Source organism: Bacillus sp. FSL K6-1560, from assembly GCF_038592935.1.
GTDB classification, from domain to species: Bacteria; Bacillota; Bacilli; order Bacillales; family Bacillaceae; genus Bacillus; species Bacillus subtilis.
The window spans coordinates 1,338,939-1,355,327 of sequence record NZ_CP151946.1 but is presented as its reverse complement, the minus strand read 5'-3'; the positions used below and the strand labels follow the sequence as shown (position 1 = coordinate 1,355,327).

Below are 16,389 nucleotides of genomic sequence, written 5' to 3'. Positions count from 1 at the left end.
TTTTATGATCCGACAGCTGTGTGGTTTTTCAATCCGCTCATATTCGACTGGAAAACCAATTGACGGTTGACTGCGTTCAAATAGGCTTTCGCTGATGCTTCTAATACGTCTTGCGCTATGCCCCGACCTGCTGATTCTTTTCCGTTCACCAAAACTCTTACATACACCTGGGCAAATGCATCTTCGCCTTTTCTGTTAGACTGAATGCGGTAGTCTAAGAGCTCCACGTCCTTATCGATGCAGCGCTCAAGCGTATTGTAGATTGCTTCCACACTTCCAGCTCCAGTTGCAGCTTCCTGAATAAGCTCTGCGTTTTCTTGATTTTTCAACGAAAGAGTAGCCGTAGGGACCTGACTTGTTCCGTAATGTACTTGCAGAGAAAGAAATTCATACCCAATCTTGCGATCTGTTACTTTTTCTTCTAAAATAAGAGAAACAAGATCCTCATCAGTGATTTCTTTTTTCTTCTCAGTCAACTCTTTGAACATCGTAAAGAATTTATTAATCTCTTCACTGTCAAATTGGAATCCTAAAGCAGTCAGCCGGTCTTTAAATGCGTGGCGTCCGGAATGTTTACCTAGAACAAGCGCATCTGCGGTTACACCGACAAGCTCCGGTGAAATAATTTCATAAGTCGATTTTTCCTTTAAAAAGCCGTCCTGATGGATGCCTGATTCATGAGCAAATGCATTATCTCCAACAACCGCTTTGTTGCGCGGGACAGCCATGCCTGTCAGTTTGCTTACTAAATCACTTGTTCTCTTAATCTCGTTCAGTGTAATGCCTGTTTCGACTTGGTAGAAATCTTTTCTGGTATGGAGGGCTACGGCAATTTCCTCTAATGCCGCGTTTCCGGCTCTTTCACCGATTCCGTTCACAGCGCATTCGATTTGATCAGCGCCATTTTCAATCGCAGCTAGAGAGTTTGCGACTGCCATTCCTAAATCATCATGACAGTGGGCTGAAAGCTTTGCTTTGTGAATGTTCGGAACGTTTTCCTTCATATATCTAAAGATATTTCCGTATTCCGCCGGAGCCAGGTAGCCGACAGTGTCCGGAAGATTGATAACACTGGCGCCTGCGTCAATCACTTTTTCGACGATTTCTGCTAGAAACGGCAGTTCAGTGCGGCAGGCATCTTCAGCTGACCATTGCACAATCGGAAAACGTTCTTTTGCGTATTTCACCATTTCAACCGCTCTTTCAATGACTTGCTCACGTGTCATTTTCAGCTTGTGCTTCAAATGAATGTCCGATGTGGCGATAAAAACATGAATTCTCGGGTGAGAACCTTCTTTTAACGCTTCCCAAGCAGCATCAATATCACCTTTTACACAACGGGCCAGACCAGTTACTGAACAATTTTTAATGGTTCTTGCGATTTCCTGAACAGCTAAAAAGTCACCTCGGGACGAAGCGGGAAATCCCGCTTCAATGATATCTGCCCCGAGTCTTTCGAGCTGCTTAGCTATGGCAAGTTTCTCCTGTGTATTCAAGTTCACTCCAGGGGACTGTTCACCATCACGAAGCGTCGTATCGAAAAAATTAATTTTGCGCAACGGAGACCACCGCTTCCTTCTTCTTGCCTTGTTTCACAAACGGCATCATTTCACGAAGCTTTCTTCCCACTACTTCGATTTGATGTTCGTTCTCGCTTGCATTGATAGCGTTGAAACGAGGACGGTTTACTTGGTTTTCGACGATCCACTCTTTTGCGAATGTACCGTTTTGGATATCTTTTAATACTTCTTTCATAGATTCTTTTACTTTAGCGTCCACAACGCGAGGACCTGATACGAAATCTCCCCACTGTGCTGTGTCAGAGATTGAATATCTCATTCCTGCAAGTCCTTCTTCGTACATAAGGTCTACGATTAATTTCAGCTCATGAAGACACTCGAAGTATGCAAGTTCTGGCTGATAACCTGCTTCAGTTAATGTTTCAAATCCGGCTTTGACAAGCGCACTTAATCCGCCGCAAAGAACTGCTTGCTCACCGAACAAATCTGTTTCTGTTTCTTCTTTAAATGTCGTTTCTAATACGCCAGCTCTTGCGCCGCCGATTCCTTTAGCATAAGCGAGGGCTTTGTCCCTTGCTTCTCCAGTCACATCTTGATAGATTGCGAACAATGCAGGTACGCCAGCTCCTTGCTCATATGTTCTTCTTACCAAGTGTCCCGGGCCTTTAGGGGCCACTAAGAATACATCTACATCCGCCGGAGGAACAATTTGATGGAAATGCACGTTAAATCCATGAGCGAATACTAATGATTTTCCTGCTGTCAATTCATCTTTGATTTCAGCTTCGTAGACTTTTTGCTGCTGCTCATCCGGAAGCAGAACCATGATGATTTCGGCTTGGGCTGCCGCTTCTTTTACTGAAAATACTTTATGTCCGTCTTCTTGGGCTTGAGTGAAAGATTTTCCTGGTCTAACACCGACGATCACGTCTACTCCGCTTTCTTTAAGGTTCAGGGCATGTGCGTGGCCTTGCGAACCGTACCCGATAACCGCTACTGTTTTTCCAGCCAATACGTTCTCTTTGATATCACCGTTATAATATACTTTTACCATTTCAATCTCTCCCTTGTTATGTTTTATACAATAGATATTGTTTTATTGGATGACGCCTTTTGCTGGGTTCCCCTCGCAAAAGCCGTTGTACCTGTTCTCGCGATTTCTTTAATGCCATAAGGTTTTAATAACTCAATAAGCGCTTCAATTTTGTTAGATTCACCCGTCACCTGAACAACGATGCTGTCTCTGCTGACATCAACGACAGAGGCTCTAAACGGTTCTATGATTCCATTAATCTCTGTTCTCGTTGAAGGTGCGGAGACAACCTTGATTAAAGCCAGCTCCCTCTGGACAATCGATTGATTTGTGATGTCTGTGACTTTCAGCACATCAATCTGTTTGTTGAGCTGTTTCGTTAACTGTTCAACATCATTTTCTCCTTCAACATGAACGACGAAGGTGATTCTGGAAACGCCGGCTGTTTCTGTGTGTCCAACTGTAATGCTTTCAATGTTGTAATGTCTTTTTGTGAATAGACCGGTGATCCGGTTTAGCACCCCGGAGCGGTTCACCACAGTCAATGTGATAATTCTTTTCAAGGTTTCACCCCCACCATTTCATGCAGCCCTTTCCCCGGAGCCACCATCGGGAATACTTTTTCTTCGCTGGCAACCCGCACGTCAATGACAACAGGTTCTCTTGATGTTAATGCCTCTTCCAGCTTTTCCTTCGCTTCCGCTTCTGATGAAATTCTGATGCCTTTAATGCCGTATGCTTCGGACAATTTGACGAAGTCAGGCTGAGAAGCGAATTTAGATTCTGAATAACGTTCTTCATAGAAAATTTCCTGCCACTGTCTGACCATTCCGAGACAAGCGTTATTTAAAATCACTACCTTGACCGGAAGATTTAATTCGCGAATAACATCGAGTTCTTGAAGCGTCATTTGGAATCCGCCGTCTCCGACAACCGCGACAACAGTAGCATCTTTTTCGGCCAGCTGTGCGCCGATCGCCGCCGGAAGACCGAATCCCATCGTTCCAAGTCCGCCTGACGTGACCCATTTATCTGCTTTTTGGAACGGATAAAATTGCGCTGACCACATTTGATGCTGGCCTACATCTGTTGCGACAATGGCCTCTCCTTTTGTAAATTGATGAATATATTCAATCAATTTCTGAGGTTTAAAACCTTCTTCTTCATTATCTACATACCAGAGCGGATACTCTTCTTTCCATTCTGCGAGCTGTTTTTTCCATTCGCTTGAATCGCTTTGTTTGCCGTCTTGTTTGATCAGCTCCTGCAGGACAATTTTGCTGTCTCCGACTACAGGAATCTGTGTTTTCATGATTTTTCCGATTTCAGCTGGATCAATATCGATGTGGGCTATCTTTGCGTTTCTGGCAAAGTGTTTCAGGTTTCCTGTGACACGGTCATCAAAACGGGCGCCGATACTGATTAATAGATCACATTCATGAAGAGCCATATTGGCTGTATAAGTACCGTGCATTCCCGCCATCCCTAGGAAAAGCGGATGGTCAGCCGGGAAGCCTCCGAGCCCCAAAAGGGTGTGTGCCACAGGGATTTGCTGCTGTTCAGCATAATTTTTTAATTCTTCTGACGCTTTTCCGTGCAGTACGCCCGCACCCGCCAGGATCACCGGTTTTTTCGCACTGCTCACGGCTTCCACAAGCTTGCGGATCTGCAAATAATTCGGCTCTGTTGTCGGCTGGTATCCCGGGAGATTCATCTCATGATCGTAGCTGAATTCTCCTTCAATTGTTGCTACATCTTTCGGAATATCAATCAATACAGGTCCGGGTCTTCCAGTTGTTGCAATATGGAACGCTTCTTTAATGATGCGCGGCAGATCTTCCGGCTGGCGAACCTGGTAGCTGTGTTTTGTTACTGGCATCGTAATCCCTAAAATGTCTGCTTCCTGAAATGCATCGCTCCCGATTACAGAGGTTGCTACCTGCCCTGTAAAGACAACTAACGGCAATGAATCAATCATGGCATCAGCAAGGCCTGTAACAAGGTTTGTCGCTCCCGGCCCTGACGTGGCAATGACGACACCCGGTTTTCCGGAGACCCTTGCGTATCCCTCCGCTGCATGAATTGCTCCTTGTTCGTGACGGGGAAGGATATGTACCAACCCTGAATTGTATAGCTTATCGTAAATCGGAAGCACAGCCCCACCCGGATAACCGAAGATCATTTCTACTTTCTCTTTTTTTAATGATTCAATCAGCATTAATGCTCCGCTCATCGTCTGTGTACATTTGGCAGATGCTGAATCCACCTGTACATTAGTCCCCATTTTAGTTCCTCCTTTTGGATTTTCATCCTTTAAAGATCATCTTTTCATTAGCTAGACAGCTGATTATTCAATAAAAAAAGCCCTTCCGCCCACAATCAGCCGCGCAGTAACTGCGATAGCTAAAAGGGGCGAAAAGGCTTTTCTTTCCGCGGTACCACCCTTGTTTACGGCCTTAGTCGGCCGTCTCATGGATATTTCTATCCGCTTTAGTAACGAGTGAATCAAGTTCACCCGGCCAAGTCCTACTGTCATTTCAGACTGGCACTCTGAGGCGAGTTCACCTTGTAAAGCTTCGCCGGTTCTCAGCTAACCCGGTTCTCTGTGGAAAGCTTTTTCAAGGCTACTTATCCTCATCTGCGCTTTTCATATTCAGCCTTCGGAACGGCTTTCCAGCTGTTCAAGAAGGTCGTTTGTTTTTCATTTTTTTAGAATCATACTGCGATGATTTTCGCTTGTGAAGCTTGCGTTTATCTTTTGTTGAACTCATATTACGCCGCTTTGGACGCAGTGTCAACAGCATTTTTTAAAATTATTAGACAATTTTGATTAATCAATCTATATTGTATACGCTTTCATTATTGGTACAAAAGGAATTGCAAATGTTAAAAGTTTTTATAATTTTTTTATTAATCTATCAAGAATACACCAGAATTATTTAATTTTATATAAACATGTAAGATTTTATAACACGCTATGGTTCGTATATGGATTGAGTCTGACAGATCATCTTGCAATCCATTTCAAGTTCGGATAGGCACCCCTATTATTCCCCGGCATACATTAATGGTATCTTGCAAAGAAAAGGTGATACGATGAATAAATCATTAGCAGACATGCAAGGATTCCCTGCAGGCTTTCCAAGCTTCCCGAGCTTTCCGCAGCAGTATTATCCTGCTGTCCCTCCCTTTTACCAGCAAAGCCATCAGCCATTTGGAGGCTACGGATACGGACAGCCGTTCAGCCAGGCATATAGCCCGTTAACCACTCCCTCTGCTATGTACTCCTCTTATCCATACACTTCAGATTTTTTCGGGCAGCAATTTTCAGGCACTGGCTTCAGCGGCCATAGCGGCGGGTTCAGTATTCCGGCAACACATGTCGGCGGTTTTAGCGGAACAGCCGGTGTGCATGGAGGCTTTAGATATTAAAGAAAACTGCAAGGGCCGAACAACGTTTTCGGCCTCTTTGTTGCTTTCAAGCATCTTTTGAAGCTCATACATTCCAAAAAGGCTTCAATACTGTCAGATTATCTGTCTTTATAGTTGGAAACAGGATCGAATATGATTAAGATGAATGTTTGAGGAGGAATAAAATGTATATAAAACTAGATGATTTAACTGGACATCAGGTGGTTTCACTGGTGAATGAGCATTTACATAGCATGACGCTTATGTCCCCGCCGGAAAGCATCCATGCCTTAGGTTTAGAGAAACTAAGAGGCCCTGGAATAACATTTTGGAGTGCATGGGAGGGTGATGAACTAGCCGGTTGCGGAGCGCTAAAAGAACTGGACAGCTGGCACGGAGAAGTCAAATCAATGCGAACATCTGCATCACATTTAAGAAAAGGCGTTGCCAAACAAGTTCTCCAGCATATCATTGAAGAAGCCGAGAAGCGAGGCTATGAGCGACTTAGCTTAGAAACGGGTTCAATGGCTTCATTTGAGCCGGCAAGAAAATTGTATGAAAGCTTCGGTTTCCAGTATTGTGAACCGTTTGCAGACTACGATGAAGATCCAAACAGTGTGTTTATGACGAAGGAATTGTGAGACGATTTTATAAGGATAGATAAGTGCAGGGGAAGGTCTGTCTTATCTATCTTTTTTTATTTTCACACATTTTTCACCTTTATGATACACGCCAATGTTTTCAATTTTGTTTAATTCAAAGAACAGCGGGAATTACAAACGACATGAACGATATCATGCAAATTCATAAAGGAGGAGATTGATATGAAAAGCATAGTTGGTGTATACGAAACTCCGCAGGAAACCATCGCAGCGATTGAAGGCTTACTCACAAAAGGCTATGATTCTGATGACATTTCTGTTGTGACAAGCCGGCGAGATACAGATTATTTGGAGTCACGTACAGGAACAGAAGTCAATCAAGCCATCGATGCACATCAGGGCGAATCTGAATCTTTTTTCGATAAACTGAAAGATTATTTCACAATGGATGATACTGCTACACACAGCAAAGCATTATCCGACTTGGATATTAAAACTGATGAAATAGACAAGTATCAAGAAGATTTGGATGACGGAAAACTTCTGGTAGCCGTCGATACAGATGCAGATGTAATTGCTCCTATTGATAACGGCAATGCCCTTTCAGGCGGCTTTTCAAGCACAAATGAATTGGATTATACAACGAAAGAAGAAAAAACGATGCCGCTCCGGGAAGAACAGCTGAAAGTCGATAAGGAAGACGTTCAAACCGGCGAAGTAGAAATAGGAAAAGAAGTGAAAACAGAAAAAAGAGATATGGACATTCCTGTGAGACATGATGAAATTTATGTCGAACGCCGTCCAGTGGATGAAAATAAAACGGACGCTGCTCCCGTCAACGATTCGGAAGAGATTAGAGTTCCAATCGTTGAGGAAAAGCTTGAAGTGACTAAAAAACCGGTTGTCACTGATGAAGTGGTTGTCGGCAAACGCACTGTTGAAGAAAATGAACATATTTCTGAAACTGTGAAAAAAGAAGAACCTCGTCTGAATAAAGAAGGAAAAGTTGACGGCTTGGATGATGATCCGTTAAATAACACATGAAAATCATAACACGACAACAAAAAACCTCAAATCCAATTAGGATTTGAGGTTTTTCTTTTGGTACGTCCCAGGAGAGATTCGAACTCCCGACCGACGGCTTAGAAGGCCGTTGCTCTATCCAGCTGAGCTACTGGGACACGTTTTGTTTTTTGTTTTCGCTTTAACTATCAGCGACAAGATTTATTATATATGGGATGCAACAATAAGTCAACGGTTTTTTAGAATTTTTTTCATGAGGAAGAAAATTTTCTTCCTCATGACATTTTCATAGTGTGACTCGGTTTTGCAGATCCTTAATTTCATTGCCTGCTTGGTCGTAAAAACGGACTGTCGCAGCATCATTTTCTAATGTCAGTATAGCATAGCTTTCTGTCCTGCGCACCCTCGGAAGCCGGATGCTGCCTGGGTTAATCATCAGTTTTCCGCGCAGCACTTCGCTTCCCGCGATGTGCGAATGCCCGAAGCAGATAATATCCGCTCCGAGCTCCTCTGCACGATAGTATACGTTTAACAAGGTCTGTTTTATACCGTGAAGGTGGCCGTGTGTGACCAGTATTTTTCTTGAACCGGCAGTCAGTAGAAGCTCGTCCTTAAAATCGCCGGCAAAATCGCAATTGCCTTTTACAACCGCATAAGGCTCCAATGCAGGATGCCTCGTTTCAAGCTCAGAGTCCCCGCAATGAATCATGAGATCAACTTCTGCCTCATGCCGTTTCGCAATGGTTTGGAGTTCTTCTTCAAGCCCATGGCTGTCACTGATAATCAGCACGTTCATGTACAAGCTTCCTCCTTATGCCTCCAAAAGCTTAGACAGCTTTTTAAGCGCGTCAGCCCTATGGCTGATTTTATTTTTTTCATCACTTGTCAGTTCAGCCATTGTCTTATCTTTATCTTTCACGATAAAAATTGGGTCATAGCCAAAGCCATATTCTCCTCTCGGTTCTTCAGCAATATACCCTTCAACATGGCCTTCGACTGTTTTTGTTTCCTCTCCGGGAATACTCACGGCCAGTGCGCAGCGGAAACGGGCGGTGCGCTGTTCTTTTTCGATACCTTTCAGCTCGCTGAGCACTTTTTCGATATTTGCCTGGTCGTCTTTCTGTTCCCCTGCATAGCGGGCTGAATAAACCCCGGGCCTGCCGCCAAGATTATCGATGGATAGACCGGAGTCGTCCGCAATCACCATTTTGTTTACTGCTTTGGCAACAGCTTCCGCTTTCAGAATGGCATTTTCTTCAAATGTATGGCCTGTTTCTTCAATTTCTTCTGTGAATCCAATTTCAGCTAAAGATTTGACATCATAGCCTCTTGGCTCAAGAATTTCTTTGAATTCCTTCACTTTTCCCGGATTATGTGTCGCAATAATTGCTTCTTTCATGATGATCAAGCCTTTCTGTCTTTATTTCAGTTCTGGCAGAGAATCACCCAGCACTTCTTTTTGCTTGTCAATCAGCTCTTGAATTCCTTTTTCCGCAAGACCCAGAAGACCGTTCAGATCCTCTCTAGAAAAAGTTGCCTCTTCCCCGGTTCCCTGCAGTTCCACAAAACGGCCGCTGCCTGTCATGATGACATTCATGTCAACTTCAGCAGAGGAATCTTCTTCATAATTTAAATCTAACAAAATTCCCTGTTCCTTATCAATTCCAACAGAGATTGCAGCAAGAAAATCAGTGATCGGATTTGTCTTGATTGTTCCTGCTTTGATCAGCTTGCCAATCGCAATCGCCATAGCAAGAAATGCGCCTGTAATGGAAGCTGTTCTAGTTCCTCCATCAGCTTGAATAACATCACAGTCAATCCAAATCGTCCGTTCACCGAGCTTTTCCAGATCTACAACAGCTCGAAGCGCGCGGCCGATCAGGCGTTGGATCTCCATTGTTCTGCCGGAAATTTTCCCCTTAGAAGATTCTCTGATTGTTCTTTGGTTTGTTGCCCGCGGCAGCATGCTGTACTCTGCTGTAATCCAGCCTTTCCCTCCGCCCCGCAAAAACGGCGGTACGCGGTCCTCAACAGACGCGTTGCAGATTACCTTTGTATTCCCTGCTGTTATTAGAACAGAACCTTCCGGATGGCTGATAAAATCCAAATCGAATGTGATTGGACGCAGCTCATCGTGTTGTCTTCCGTCATGTCTCATGTTTTACCTCCGATTGTATGTACATAAACCATTTTTGTCCCGGAATTGAATAAAGAAAGAGGCAGCCGGAACGCTAACCTCTTTCTTTCTAGTATATCAAAAATCCCAATTTAAAAACTACCCGTATTCACTTGAGATGGTCTGGAGACCGGTTCTGTGAGCTTTTCGCCTTTTTCATTTACCAGCTCTGATTTTCCGTTCACTTTAACAGACACGCCTTTTATATCCGGCTGCTCCGTTAACGTGAGCACAATGCTGTTCAGCACTTCTGAAGAAATCATTTTCGTCTTCTCATCGGCGCTGCCGAATATAGATTGATTGAAATCCAACGTCACGCGCCCGTCTTTGATTTTCGGTTTGCTGACCAGCTTTACATCTTCACTGAAGTCTGTTAACAGCCCGCTCACCTTGCTTGGGCCTTTAGCCAATTCATTAATGGCTGCTGTGATGTCGTCTTTTTCCGAATTGTCGATTCGTTTCGTCACCGGCACGTAGTATTCACTGTCTTCATTTTCCGCCAAATAGTAGACTGTCAGCGGATGGGTAGCAGTGAGATCATTTACACCGGCTGTCTCCAAATTAATGCCGTCTTTGCGGCTTAAATCATCTGAGATCGGTGTCCCTCCTACAGGCATCTCCTTCAGTTCATGCCCGTTTATTCTCAGCTTCACTTTATCTATCGAACTAAATTGCGTCAGCGTCCACGTCACAGACTGAACGATTTTCTGTTCGTCTTCTTTCTTATAATTTTTGAACTCATTAGAGAAATCAGCTATCGCGGTTCCATCTTTTTTGATGTCAACGTTAACAGTTGTGTCAGCCGGCAATACCGCTCTGAAGCCATTCGGAAGAATTTCTGACACAGGCCCGCCCTGTACGAGGTATTCAAGCGCCTGCTTAGCCGTGCTCTCACTTTTAGGAAGAGGCAGCGTTTGCGCAACAACATACCCGTTTTTATCAATGAGATAAAGCTCCCTCATGACAGTAGATGAGGCCTGATCCGCTTTTGCGGTATCGCTTTTTTCACTTTCTGTTTTTTTGGCTGCTGTTGTATTTGAATTGGCACCCGCTTCATCGTTCACGAATGTAACGTCTTGAGGCGGATCAATTTCCTCGGCTGCCTTATCAGATTGAAACAAACCGCATCCGGATAAAAGCAAGGCAGAGGTGAGACAAGTGGCACCAATGACTGCAGGTCCTTTTTTCAGCATACTTTTCCCTCCTAAGGATGTTTGTACTATTATGTATACGAGCCTCTTTAGGAAATAGACCGAAGAATTCCGGCAAAACAGAAAAAAACCCGCAACATAACGTTGCGGGGAAAACTATCTTCTAATCGGTTCTTGCAGTGAGATGCATTCCACATGGCCCACCTCATGGCCAAACCAATCGTCTGCGATTTTCGCAAACTGATCACGCGCTCCTGTTGTCAAGAACTGATGATCCGGGGCATTCGCAGACTGGTTCAGCAGCCCTTTATACGAGAGAATCGTGCTGACTTCCCGGGCTGTTTCATCGCCGGACGAAATAATGTTAACGTGTTCTCCCATATATCTTTGAATGGCTTCTTTCAAAATGGGATAGTGGGTGCAACCTAAAATCAGCGAATCAATCGATGTATCTTTTAACGGATACAGCGAGGTTTTGACAATCTCGTCTGCTGTTTTGTCGAGAAACTTCCCGCTTTCCACAAAAGGCACAAGCAGCGGGCAGGCAAGGTTTTCAACCTTCAGATCAGGGTTTAATGCCAAAAGCGCCTCTTCGTATGCATTGCTCTTAATCGTATTCTCTGTGCCGATGACACCGATATGCTGATTATCCGTCACTTTTATCGCTGCTCTCGCACCAGGCTGGATCACTCCGACCACCGGTATACCGACGCTTCGCTGGATGTCATCCAATGCGATCGCTGTTGCTGTATTACAGGCGATCACCAGCATTTTGATGTGGTGGTTTTCGAGTAAATAATTCGTCAGCTCCCACGTATATTGAAGCACCTCTTCTTCAGGGCGCGGCCCATAAGGACACCGTTTCGTATCCCCGACGTAGATAATATTTTCTTTAGGTAGCTGTCTCATGATTTCCTTCGCAACGGTTAAACCGCCAACCCCGGAATCAATGACTCCTATTGGTTGTTCCAACAAAATCGCCTCATTTTCTCTTCATTTCATGCTGCAGTTTCATCAAAGATTTTTCGAAGATGGCTATTTCTTCATCTGTAAACGATTCGAACATATCACGCAGATATTCCTGTCTTTTTGTAATGACCTCTTGGATAATCCGTTCTCCTTCAGGCAGCAGATGTATCCGGACAACACGTCTGTCCGCCGGGTCCTTGACCCGCTCAACAAGCTCATTTTTTTGCATGCGGTCGATTAAGTCCGTTGTCGTGCTGCATGCCAGATACATTTTGCCCGATAATTCACCGATTGTCATATCTCCTAATTCATAAAGCCATTGCAAGCCGACAAATTGCGGCGGCGTAATCGCATATTGGTTAAGGATTTCTCGTCCTTTTTGCTTAATGATCGCGGCAATGTGGCGGAGTGACTTTTCAATATCCGCAACATGCTCCAAAGGTTTTGATGTCATTTGTCCATCCCTCACTCAAGGATCTCTTACGCACAAAAGCGTTCCGTGTCTATTTTCCTTCTTTTTTGAAGAAAATGCAAGACTCGCAGGAGAGAAATAGAGGACTTTAGTCAAACAACATCAAGAAATAAAATTTAATTTATGACTTGCCTACGTTTTGCACAGCATTCCAAATATGGTTTCGAATGTTCCAAACAAACAGCAATAACCGGCTCCTTCCAAAAGAAGGAATACCGGCAAGGATTAAAGCTCTAGCTCACCCATTCTAAGAAGCTCAACAACGGCTTGCGAACGCCCTTTCACACCCAATTTCTGCATGGCATTTGATATGCATATCTATCGCAAACTAAAACAATAATAATCACTTGAATTTATAATGGAAATCGACTGTTCCATCCTCGTATATTACAAGTTTATCAATAAGCGCTGAAAATGCTTCGAATAAATCCTGATCAGTTCTTTCCAGCTGTGCGAATGCATTCTTAATATTTGATATGTCGATTGTTTCTTCTTCCTCACGCTCAAGCATGAACAGCTTATCGTTCAGTTTTTCAATTTGTTCTTCAAGCTCTTTTCGCTTCGCCTGGAATTCCGTCTTAGTGATCAACTGATCTTCCAAGTACAATTCGATTAGACGTTTTTTCTTGTTTTCTGCATTTTCAATTTCTATTTTCGTTCGCTTGATCCGGTTTTTCTTCTGCTCTTCAAAATCAGACTTTACATCTAGTTTTAACTTCTTGCCCTTTTGTTTCAGTGTTTTTATAACAAAAGCCCGCAAGTCCTTATATTGCATCGGAGCATGGTTTACACAAAGAGCAGTTCCACCTCGTCTGTAGGCGCTACACTTCAAATAATTAAACTCTTTCTTCTCACGTTTCTGATTGTATTTGTACGACGGCAGCACAACCATATTGCAACCGCACACACCACATTTCATCATTCCCCGTAGCTCATTCCGAGGGTTAAAACGCTTTTTACGCATCTTGTGTTCTTTGTTATTAGCTTTCTCATACTCTTCTTCTGATATGATCTTAGGACACCAGTCTTTGTAAACAGTCCATTTTTCTTTTGGGTTGCGGATAAATTTTTTCCGTCCCCCTATTTTGACTTGAGTATGTCTATTGGCAATAAACACGCCACAATAAATAGGATTCTTTAAAATCGTTTGTACTGTAGACAGCTGCCAAAACTCAGTCTTTTGAGGCTTTACAATGTTTCCAAGTGCCAATTCTTCGTTAAGCTTGAGAACGATCCTTTTATGTCCATATCCATGATTATTATGAAGATCAAAAATAAAACGTACGACTTTTGCTTCTTCTTCATTGATAGCTAGGAATTTACCTTCTTTCTTAAATCCAAAAGGTACACGGCCGGAATGTTCACCACGGCGGGCTTTTGCTGCTAGTGCCCCACTGGCTGCCACTGAAATTGTTTGAGGGTATTGGGCTGCAAACATTGAAAACATTTCAAATTTCATTGAGTTTTTGCCTTCATATAGGCTATCATAGCCCTCTTCAAGCGTCACAACTCTTACACCGTGAGCCAATAAAACCTCTCGAATTTCAAGGGCATCTTTAAGATCACGTGCAAGCCGGCTGATTGATTTAAAAACAACCATCTTCAGCTTTCTTTTTTGCGCCTTATCTAAAATGAGTTGCATTGCTTTTCGATCAAGCAGCACTGTCCCGCTTATCCCATCATCTAATTGGATTGCTTCATCTTTCCATTCGTAATTATTTTTCTCAATCCAATGATGACAAATATCAATTTGGTTGGCTATTGATGTCACCTGTTCATCTTTTTCTGAGGAAACCCGTGCGTAAACTGCATAAGGGTAATCTTCATATTTGATGATCTCCTGTGTTTCTGTCTCTTTGAAGAACACTAAACCACCCCATTATTTTGCATTTGGTACATTTTAGTGTGATTATAGCATAATGATTACGAACCTCCTATACTTTTCCGGTTGATTTTAGAACATTTGTTCTTGTATAATTTGTTCAAGGAGTTGATCAGAATGAACGAGGGTATTTATGATAAAAGATGGGAACAAAAATTTATTTTGCCTGAGCAAAGGACAGCGCTATTAAATAGGAAGAAACAAGTCCAAAAAATTGAAAAACCCATCCTAGATGAATACCAATTGGAAGATATGGCCCGTGTTATTTGCGAGGCGATGGAATTCAACTCGGTTCTGGTCATTGGTGTATACAGAGACGGTTTTATCGAAGAAGTAACAGGACATGTTCATTACATAGATGAAGTGAAACAGAGGTTACATATGAAGGATTTAAAAGGTGATACAAATTTTATTAATTTAAGTTCCATGATAAATGTTGAAATGAGATAACCTACTGACTTTTTAATAAATTCCCGCTTTAATTCTCTTTTTATTTTAAAAATCATTTATAATTAAATGATACTAAAAAAAGGGATGGTCAAATTGTCAGAAAATCAGTTAGTGATTACTAAACATCAGAAGCTTGAAGAGTGGAACATCAGAAAAAAAGAGTTAGCAAAAAACTGGATTGAAAACAAACAAAGTTTAAGAGGCAGGGGCATTGTCCAAGGTGGAATTTATTTGTGTGAGCTTGGGGAAAATTTAGGCTCTGAACAAAACTCAAATATCGGAGAAGACAGGCCGGTGATAGTTTTATCAAATAATACTATCAATTCAACTGGTGAAAATATTATTGTTGCGCCTTTATCTAAAACTTTAAAATTTAGAAAAGGAACCAACATTCCCAAATATAGAAGTCATTATTTCTTATTCACAAAAAAATATTCATTTTTGACTTATGATTCTGCTATTAAAGCTGAAGAAATGAAAGCTGTAAGTAAGGTCAGATTAAACAAGAAGTTAGGCGAAATTTCTAAAGAGGACTTTAAAAGAATAATTACACGAGTAAACTGGACGATTTCATAACTGATTGTTGACAAAACACCAAAACTGCAGTATATTATAGACAAATACTTCGTCCATCATAGTCATGGACAATTCGCACGCTCATGAATGCGTGATTCTGTCTGAAAAAACCGGATTGTTTATCTAACATTCGGTTTTTTCCTTTATAATAGTGTATTTTAGTGTTTTTTTTCGATAAATTGCATATGATAAATTATACTTCGCTCGTCTCGTCACGAGCAAATCACCCTGGGTATCATACTCAGGGGTTATTTATATAAAAGCCCTCAATTCATGAGGGCTTTTTTTTATCCTTATTTGAGCAAAGCTTCAAGCTTCGCTTTCGTTTTCGGTCCATAAATGCCATCAGGATTTAAACCATTCATCAGCTGGAACCGTCTGACAGCATCGGCTGTTTTCGGTCCATAATAGCTATCAATCCCGAAGTTTTTGGCTTTCTTATCCGGATAGAAATGCAATGCCGCCAGCGCTGTTTGAATCTGTTCAACAGCAGCGCTGTGCATCAATGGGCTTTTCACTTTAAAAATGCCGGAAGGCAGATTAAAAGATGATTTCTTTTTGCTTGAACTTGATTTTTTCACTGCCTTGGATGAAGTTGTTTTATTGCTGGATGACTTGCCACCAAGTGCTTTTAATTCAGTATCAATAGCCGCTTTAACCTCATTCCAGCGTCCCTCGTCTAAAATACGGTGAGGGCAATACTTTCCGCTCCAATCTTGGTGCTTTCGCACTCGATCAATACCCCATCCGCGTTCTTTAAGCAGCTGAGCAACAAACTTGATAGCCAACTTTTCAGCAGCCCTGTATTTAGGCCCTCCTGACTTGCTGTAGCAAATTTCTACGCCAATAGACTTACGGTTCCCGGTGCCGTTTTTGCCGTCTCCTGTGTGCCATGCATTGCGATCTGTTGGGATGCCCTGCCTTACCTCTTTGTCATCAACAGCAAAGTGGAAACTCGTTGAACTTGTGTTTCCGATCATATAGCTGACCTCATTAGCAGCAGATGCATCATTGTAAGTGTTATGAATGGTGATGTATTCCGCGGCCATCGGATTAGGGCATTTTAAAGCGTATTTTGCTTCTGATACAAGGTTCTTTTTCACTGCAATTGTCATGAAAATCTC

17 protein-coding genes, 1 tRNA gene, 1 pseudogene and 1 other annotated feature are annotated in these 16,389 nt (G+C 42.6%); of the genes and pseudogenes, 5 read left to right on the top strand and 14 right to left on the bottom strand.

All coding sequences use genetic code 11. From position 1 onward, the window contains the following. Positions 1-2: 2 nt before the first annotated feature. Genes NYE22_RS07275 through ilvB form a run of 4 tightly spaced genes read right to left on the bottom strand, consistent with a single transcriptional unit; the run spans position 3 to position 4,837 of the window. Positions 3-1,559 carry a 2-isopropylmalate synthase gene (locus NYE22_RS07275; RefSeq protein ID WP_032726332.1) on the bottom strand — a complete coding sequence of 519 codons (1,557 nt, stop codon included), beginning with the start codon at positions 1,557-1,559 and terminating at the stop codon, positions 3-5. Continuing rightward, entirely contained in the window at positions 1,546-2,574 is a 1,029-nt protein-coding gene (ilvC, locus tag NYE22_RS07270; protein WP_021480255.1) for a ketol-acid reductoisomerase, read from the bottom strand. The genes NYE22_RS07275 and ilvC overlap by 14 nt, the downstream gene beginning before the upstream one ends. A 23-nt stretch (positions 2,575-2,597) precedes the next feature. Beyond that, positions 2,598-3,116, bottom strand: coding sequence for an acetolactate synthase small subunit (ilvN, locus tag NYE22_RS07265; protein WP_004399096.1), 519 nt, complete (start codon positions 3,114-3,116; stop codon positions 2,598-2,600). Further along, positions 3,113-4,837: an acetolactate synthase large subunit gene (ilvB, locus tag NYE22_RS07260; protein WP_015251528.1), complete on the bottom strand. Its 1,725-nt coding sequence runs from the start codon at positions 4,835-4,837 to the stop codon at positions 3,113-3,115. Before ilvB ends, ilvN begins: the two co-directional genes overlap by 4 nt. Positions 4,838-4,958: 121 nt before the next feature. Beyond that, positions 4,959-5,203 (bottom strand) — a binding site (T-box leader). Positions 5,204-5,649: 446 nt separating this feature from the next. On the opposite strand from ilvB, the gene cotQ reads away from it, so the two are divergent. The 3 genes from cotQ to NYE22_RS07245 all read left to right on the top strand — a co-directional run bounded on the left by cotQ (position 5,650) and on the right by NYE22_RS07245 (position 7,610). Continuing rightward, complete coding sequence (gene cotQ, locus NYE22_RS07255; RefSeq protein ID WP_038827685.1) at positions 5,650-5,985, top strand: inner spore coat protein CotQ; 336 nt, start codon at positions 5,650-5,652, stop codon at positions 5,983-5,985. A 164-nt stretch (positions 5,986-6,149) separates the two neighbouring features. After that, entirely contained in the window at positions 6,150-6,605 is a 456-nt protein-coding gene (locus NYE22_RS07250; protein ID WP_038827686.1) for a GNAT family N-acetyltransferase, read from the top strand. A 183-nt stretch (positions 6,606-6,788) separates the two neighbouring features. After that, positions 6,789-7,610, top strand: coding sequence for a YsnF/AvaK domain-containing protein (locus NYE22_RS07245; RefSeq protein WP_302896757.1), 822 nt, complete (start codon positions 6,789-6,791; stop codon positions 7,608-7,610). A gap of 63 nt (positions 7,611-7,673) precedes the next feature. Here NYE22_RS07245 and NYE22_RS07240 read toward each other — a convergent pair. The 9 genes and pseudogenes from NYE22_RS07240 to NYE22_RS07200 all read right to left on the bottom strand — a co-directional run bounded on the left by NYE22_RS07240 (position 7,674) and on the right by NYE22_RS07200 (position 14,224). After that, positions 7,674-7,747: transfer RNA gene (locus NYE22_RS07240), tRNA-Arg, on the bottom strand. 128 nt (positions 7,748-7,875) lie between these two features. After that, a complete protein-coding gene (locus NYE22_RS07235; RefSeq protein WP_041850188.1) occupies positions 7,876-8,385 on the bottom strand; it encodes a metallophosphoesterase in 510 nt (169 codons plus the stop codon). A gap of 15 nt (positions 8,386-8,400) precedes the next feature. Next, positions 8,401-8,997 (bottom strand): XTP/dITP diphosphatase, encoded by a 597-nt coding sequence (locus NYE22_RS07230; RefSeq protein WP_015251523.1) that lies wholly within the window; start codon positions 8,995-8,997, stop codon positions 8,401-8,403. Between the two features lie 12 nt (positions 8,998-9,009). Next, a complete protein-coding gene (gene rph / locus NYE22_RS07225) occupies positions 9,010-9,747 on the bottom strand; it encodes a ribonuclease PH (RefSeq protein WP_003246039.1) in 738 nt (245 codons plus the stop codon). 110 nt (positions 9,748-9,857) lie between these two features. Continuing rightward, positions 9,858-10,958 (bottom strand): spore germination protein GerM, encoded by a 1,101-nt coding sequence (gene gerM, locus NYE22_RS07220; RefSeq protein WP_021480263.1) that lies wholly within the window; start codon positions 10,956-10,958, stop codon positions 9,858-9,860. Positions 10,959-11,072: 114 nt separating this feature from the next. Continuing rightward, positions 11,073-11,891 (bottom strand): glutamate racemase, encoded by an 819-nt coding sequence (racE, locus tag NYE22_RS07215; protein ID WP_015251521.1) that lies wholly within the window; start codon positions 11,889-11,891, stop codon positions 11,073-11,075. 7 nt (positions 11,892-11,898) lie between these two features. Beyond that, positions 11,899-12,339 (bottom strand): MarR family transcriptional regulator, encoded by a 441-nt coding sequence (locus NYE22_RS07210; RefSeq protein ID WP_003229573.1) that lies wholly within the window; start codon positions 12,337-12,339, stop codon positions 11,899-11,901. A gap of 243 nt (positions 12,340-12,582) precedes the next feature. Next, positions 12,583-12,669, bottom strand: a pseudogene (gene gerE / locus NYE22_RS07205) (spore germination transcription factor GerE); the annotation flags it as partial. A 31-nt stretch (positions 12,670-12,700) separates the two neighbouring features. Beyond that, the gene (locus tag NYE22_RS07200; RefSeq protein ID WP_041339462.1) at positions 12,701-14,224 is read right to left on the bottom strand and encodes a recombinase family protein; all 1,524 of its coding nucleotides are present in this window, start codon (positions 14,222-14,224) and stop codon (positions 12,701-12,703) included. 132 nt (positions 14,225-14,356) lie between these two features. Between NYE22_RS07200 and NYE22_RS07195 the strand changes: the two genes are divergently transcribed. Both NYE22_RS07195 and NYE22_RS07190 read left to right on the top strand, forming a co-directional pair. Beyond that, positions 14,357-14,689, top strand: a complete 333-nt coding sequence (locus tag NYE22_RS07195) for a YolD-like family protein (RefSeq protein WP_339187448.1) — start codon at positions 14,357-14,359, stop codon at positions 14,687-14,689. A gap of 93 nt (positions 14,690-14,782) precedes the next feature. Further along, positions 14,783-15,265, top strand: a complete 483-nt coding sequence (locus NYE22_RS07190) for a type II toxin-antitoxin system PemK/MazF family toxin (protein WP_250540607.1) — start codon at positions 14,783-14,785, stop codon at positions 15,263-15,265. Between the two features lie 293 nt (positions 15,266-15,558). Here NYE22_RS07190 and NYE22_RS07185 read toward each other — a convergent pair whose 3' ends face one another. Continuing rightward, positions 15,559-16,380 (bottom strand): N-acetylmuramoyl-L-alanine amidase, encoded by an 822-nt coding sequence (locus NYE22_RS07185; RefSeq protein ID WP_339187451.1) that lies wholly within the window; start codon positions 16,378-16,380, stop codon positions 15,559-15,561. Between the last annotated feature and the right edge of the window lie 9 nt (positions 16,381-16,389).

Bases quoted from the DNA above. Each gene is read 5' to 3' on its own strand.
- ilvC (WP_021480255.1), bottom strand. From the start codon at position 2,574: ATGGTAAAAGTATATTATAACGGTGATATCAAAGAGAACGTATTGGCT.
- ilvB (WP_015251528.1), bottom strand. From the start codon at position 4,837: ATGGGGACTAATGTACAGGTGGATTCAGCATCTGCCAAATGTACACAG.
- cotQ (WP_038827685.1), top strand. From the start codon at position 5,650: ATGAATAAATCATTAGCAGACATGCAAGGATTCCCTGCAGGCTTTCCA.
- NYE22_RS07250 (WP_038827686.1), top strand. From the start codon at position 6,150: ATGTATATAAAACTAGATGATTTAACTGGACATCAGGTGGTTTCACTG.
- NYE22_RS07245 (WP_302896757.1), top strand. From the start codon at position 6,789: ATGAAAAGCATAGTTGGTGTATACGAAACTCCGCAGGAAACCATCGCA.
- NYE22_RS07235 (WP_041850188.1), bottom strand. From the start codon at position 8,385: ATGAACGTGCTGATTATCAGTGACAGCCATGGGCTTGAAGAAGAACTC.
- rph (WP_003246039.1), bottom strand. From the start codon at position 9,747: ATGAGACATGACGGAAGACAACACGATGAGCTGCGTCCAATCACATTC.
- gerM (WP_021480263.1), bottom strand. From the start codon at position 10,958: ATGCTGAAAAAAGGACCTGCAGTCATTGGTGCCACTTGTCTCACCTCT.
- NYE22_RS07210 (WP_003229573.1), bottom strand. From the start codon at position 12,339: ATGACATCAAAACCTTTGGAGCATGTTGCGGATATTGAAAAGTCACTC.
- NYE22_RS07195 (WP_339187448.1), top strand. From the start codon at position 14,357: ATGAACGAGGGTATTTATGATAAAAGATGGGAACAAAAATTTATTTTG.
- NYE22_RS07185 (WP_339187451.1), bottom strand. From the start codon at position 16,380: ATGACAATTGCAGTGAAAAAGAACCTTGTATCAGAAGCAAAATACGCT.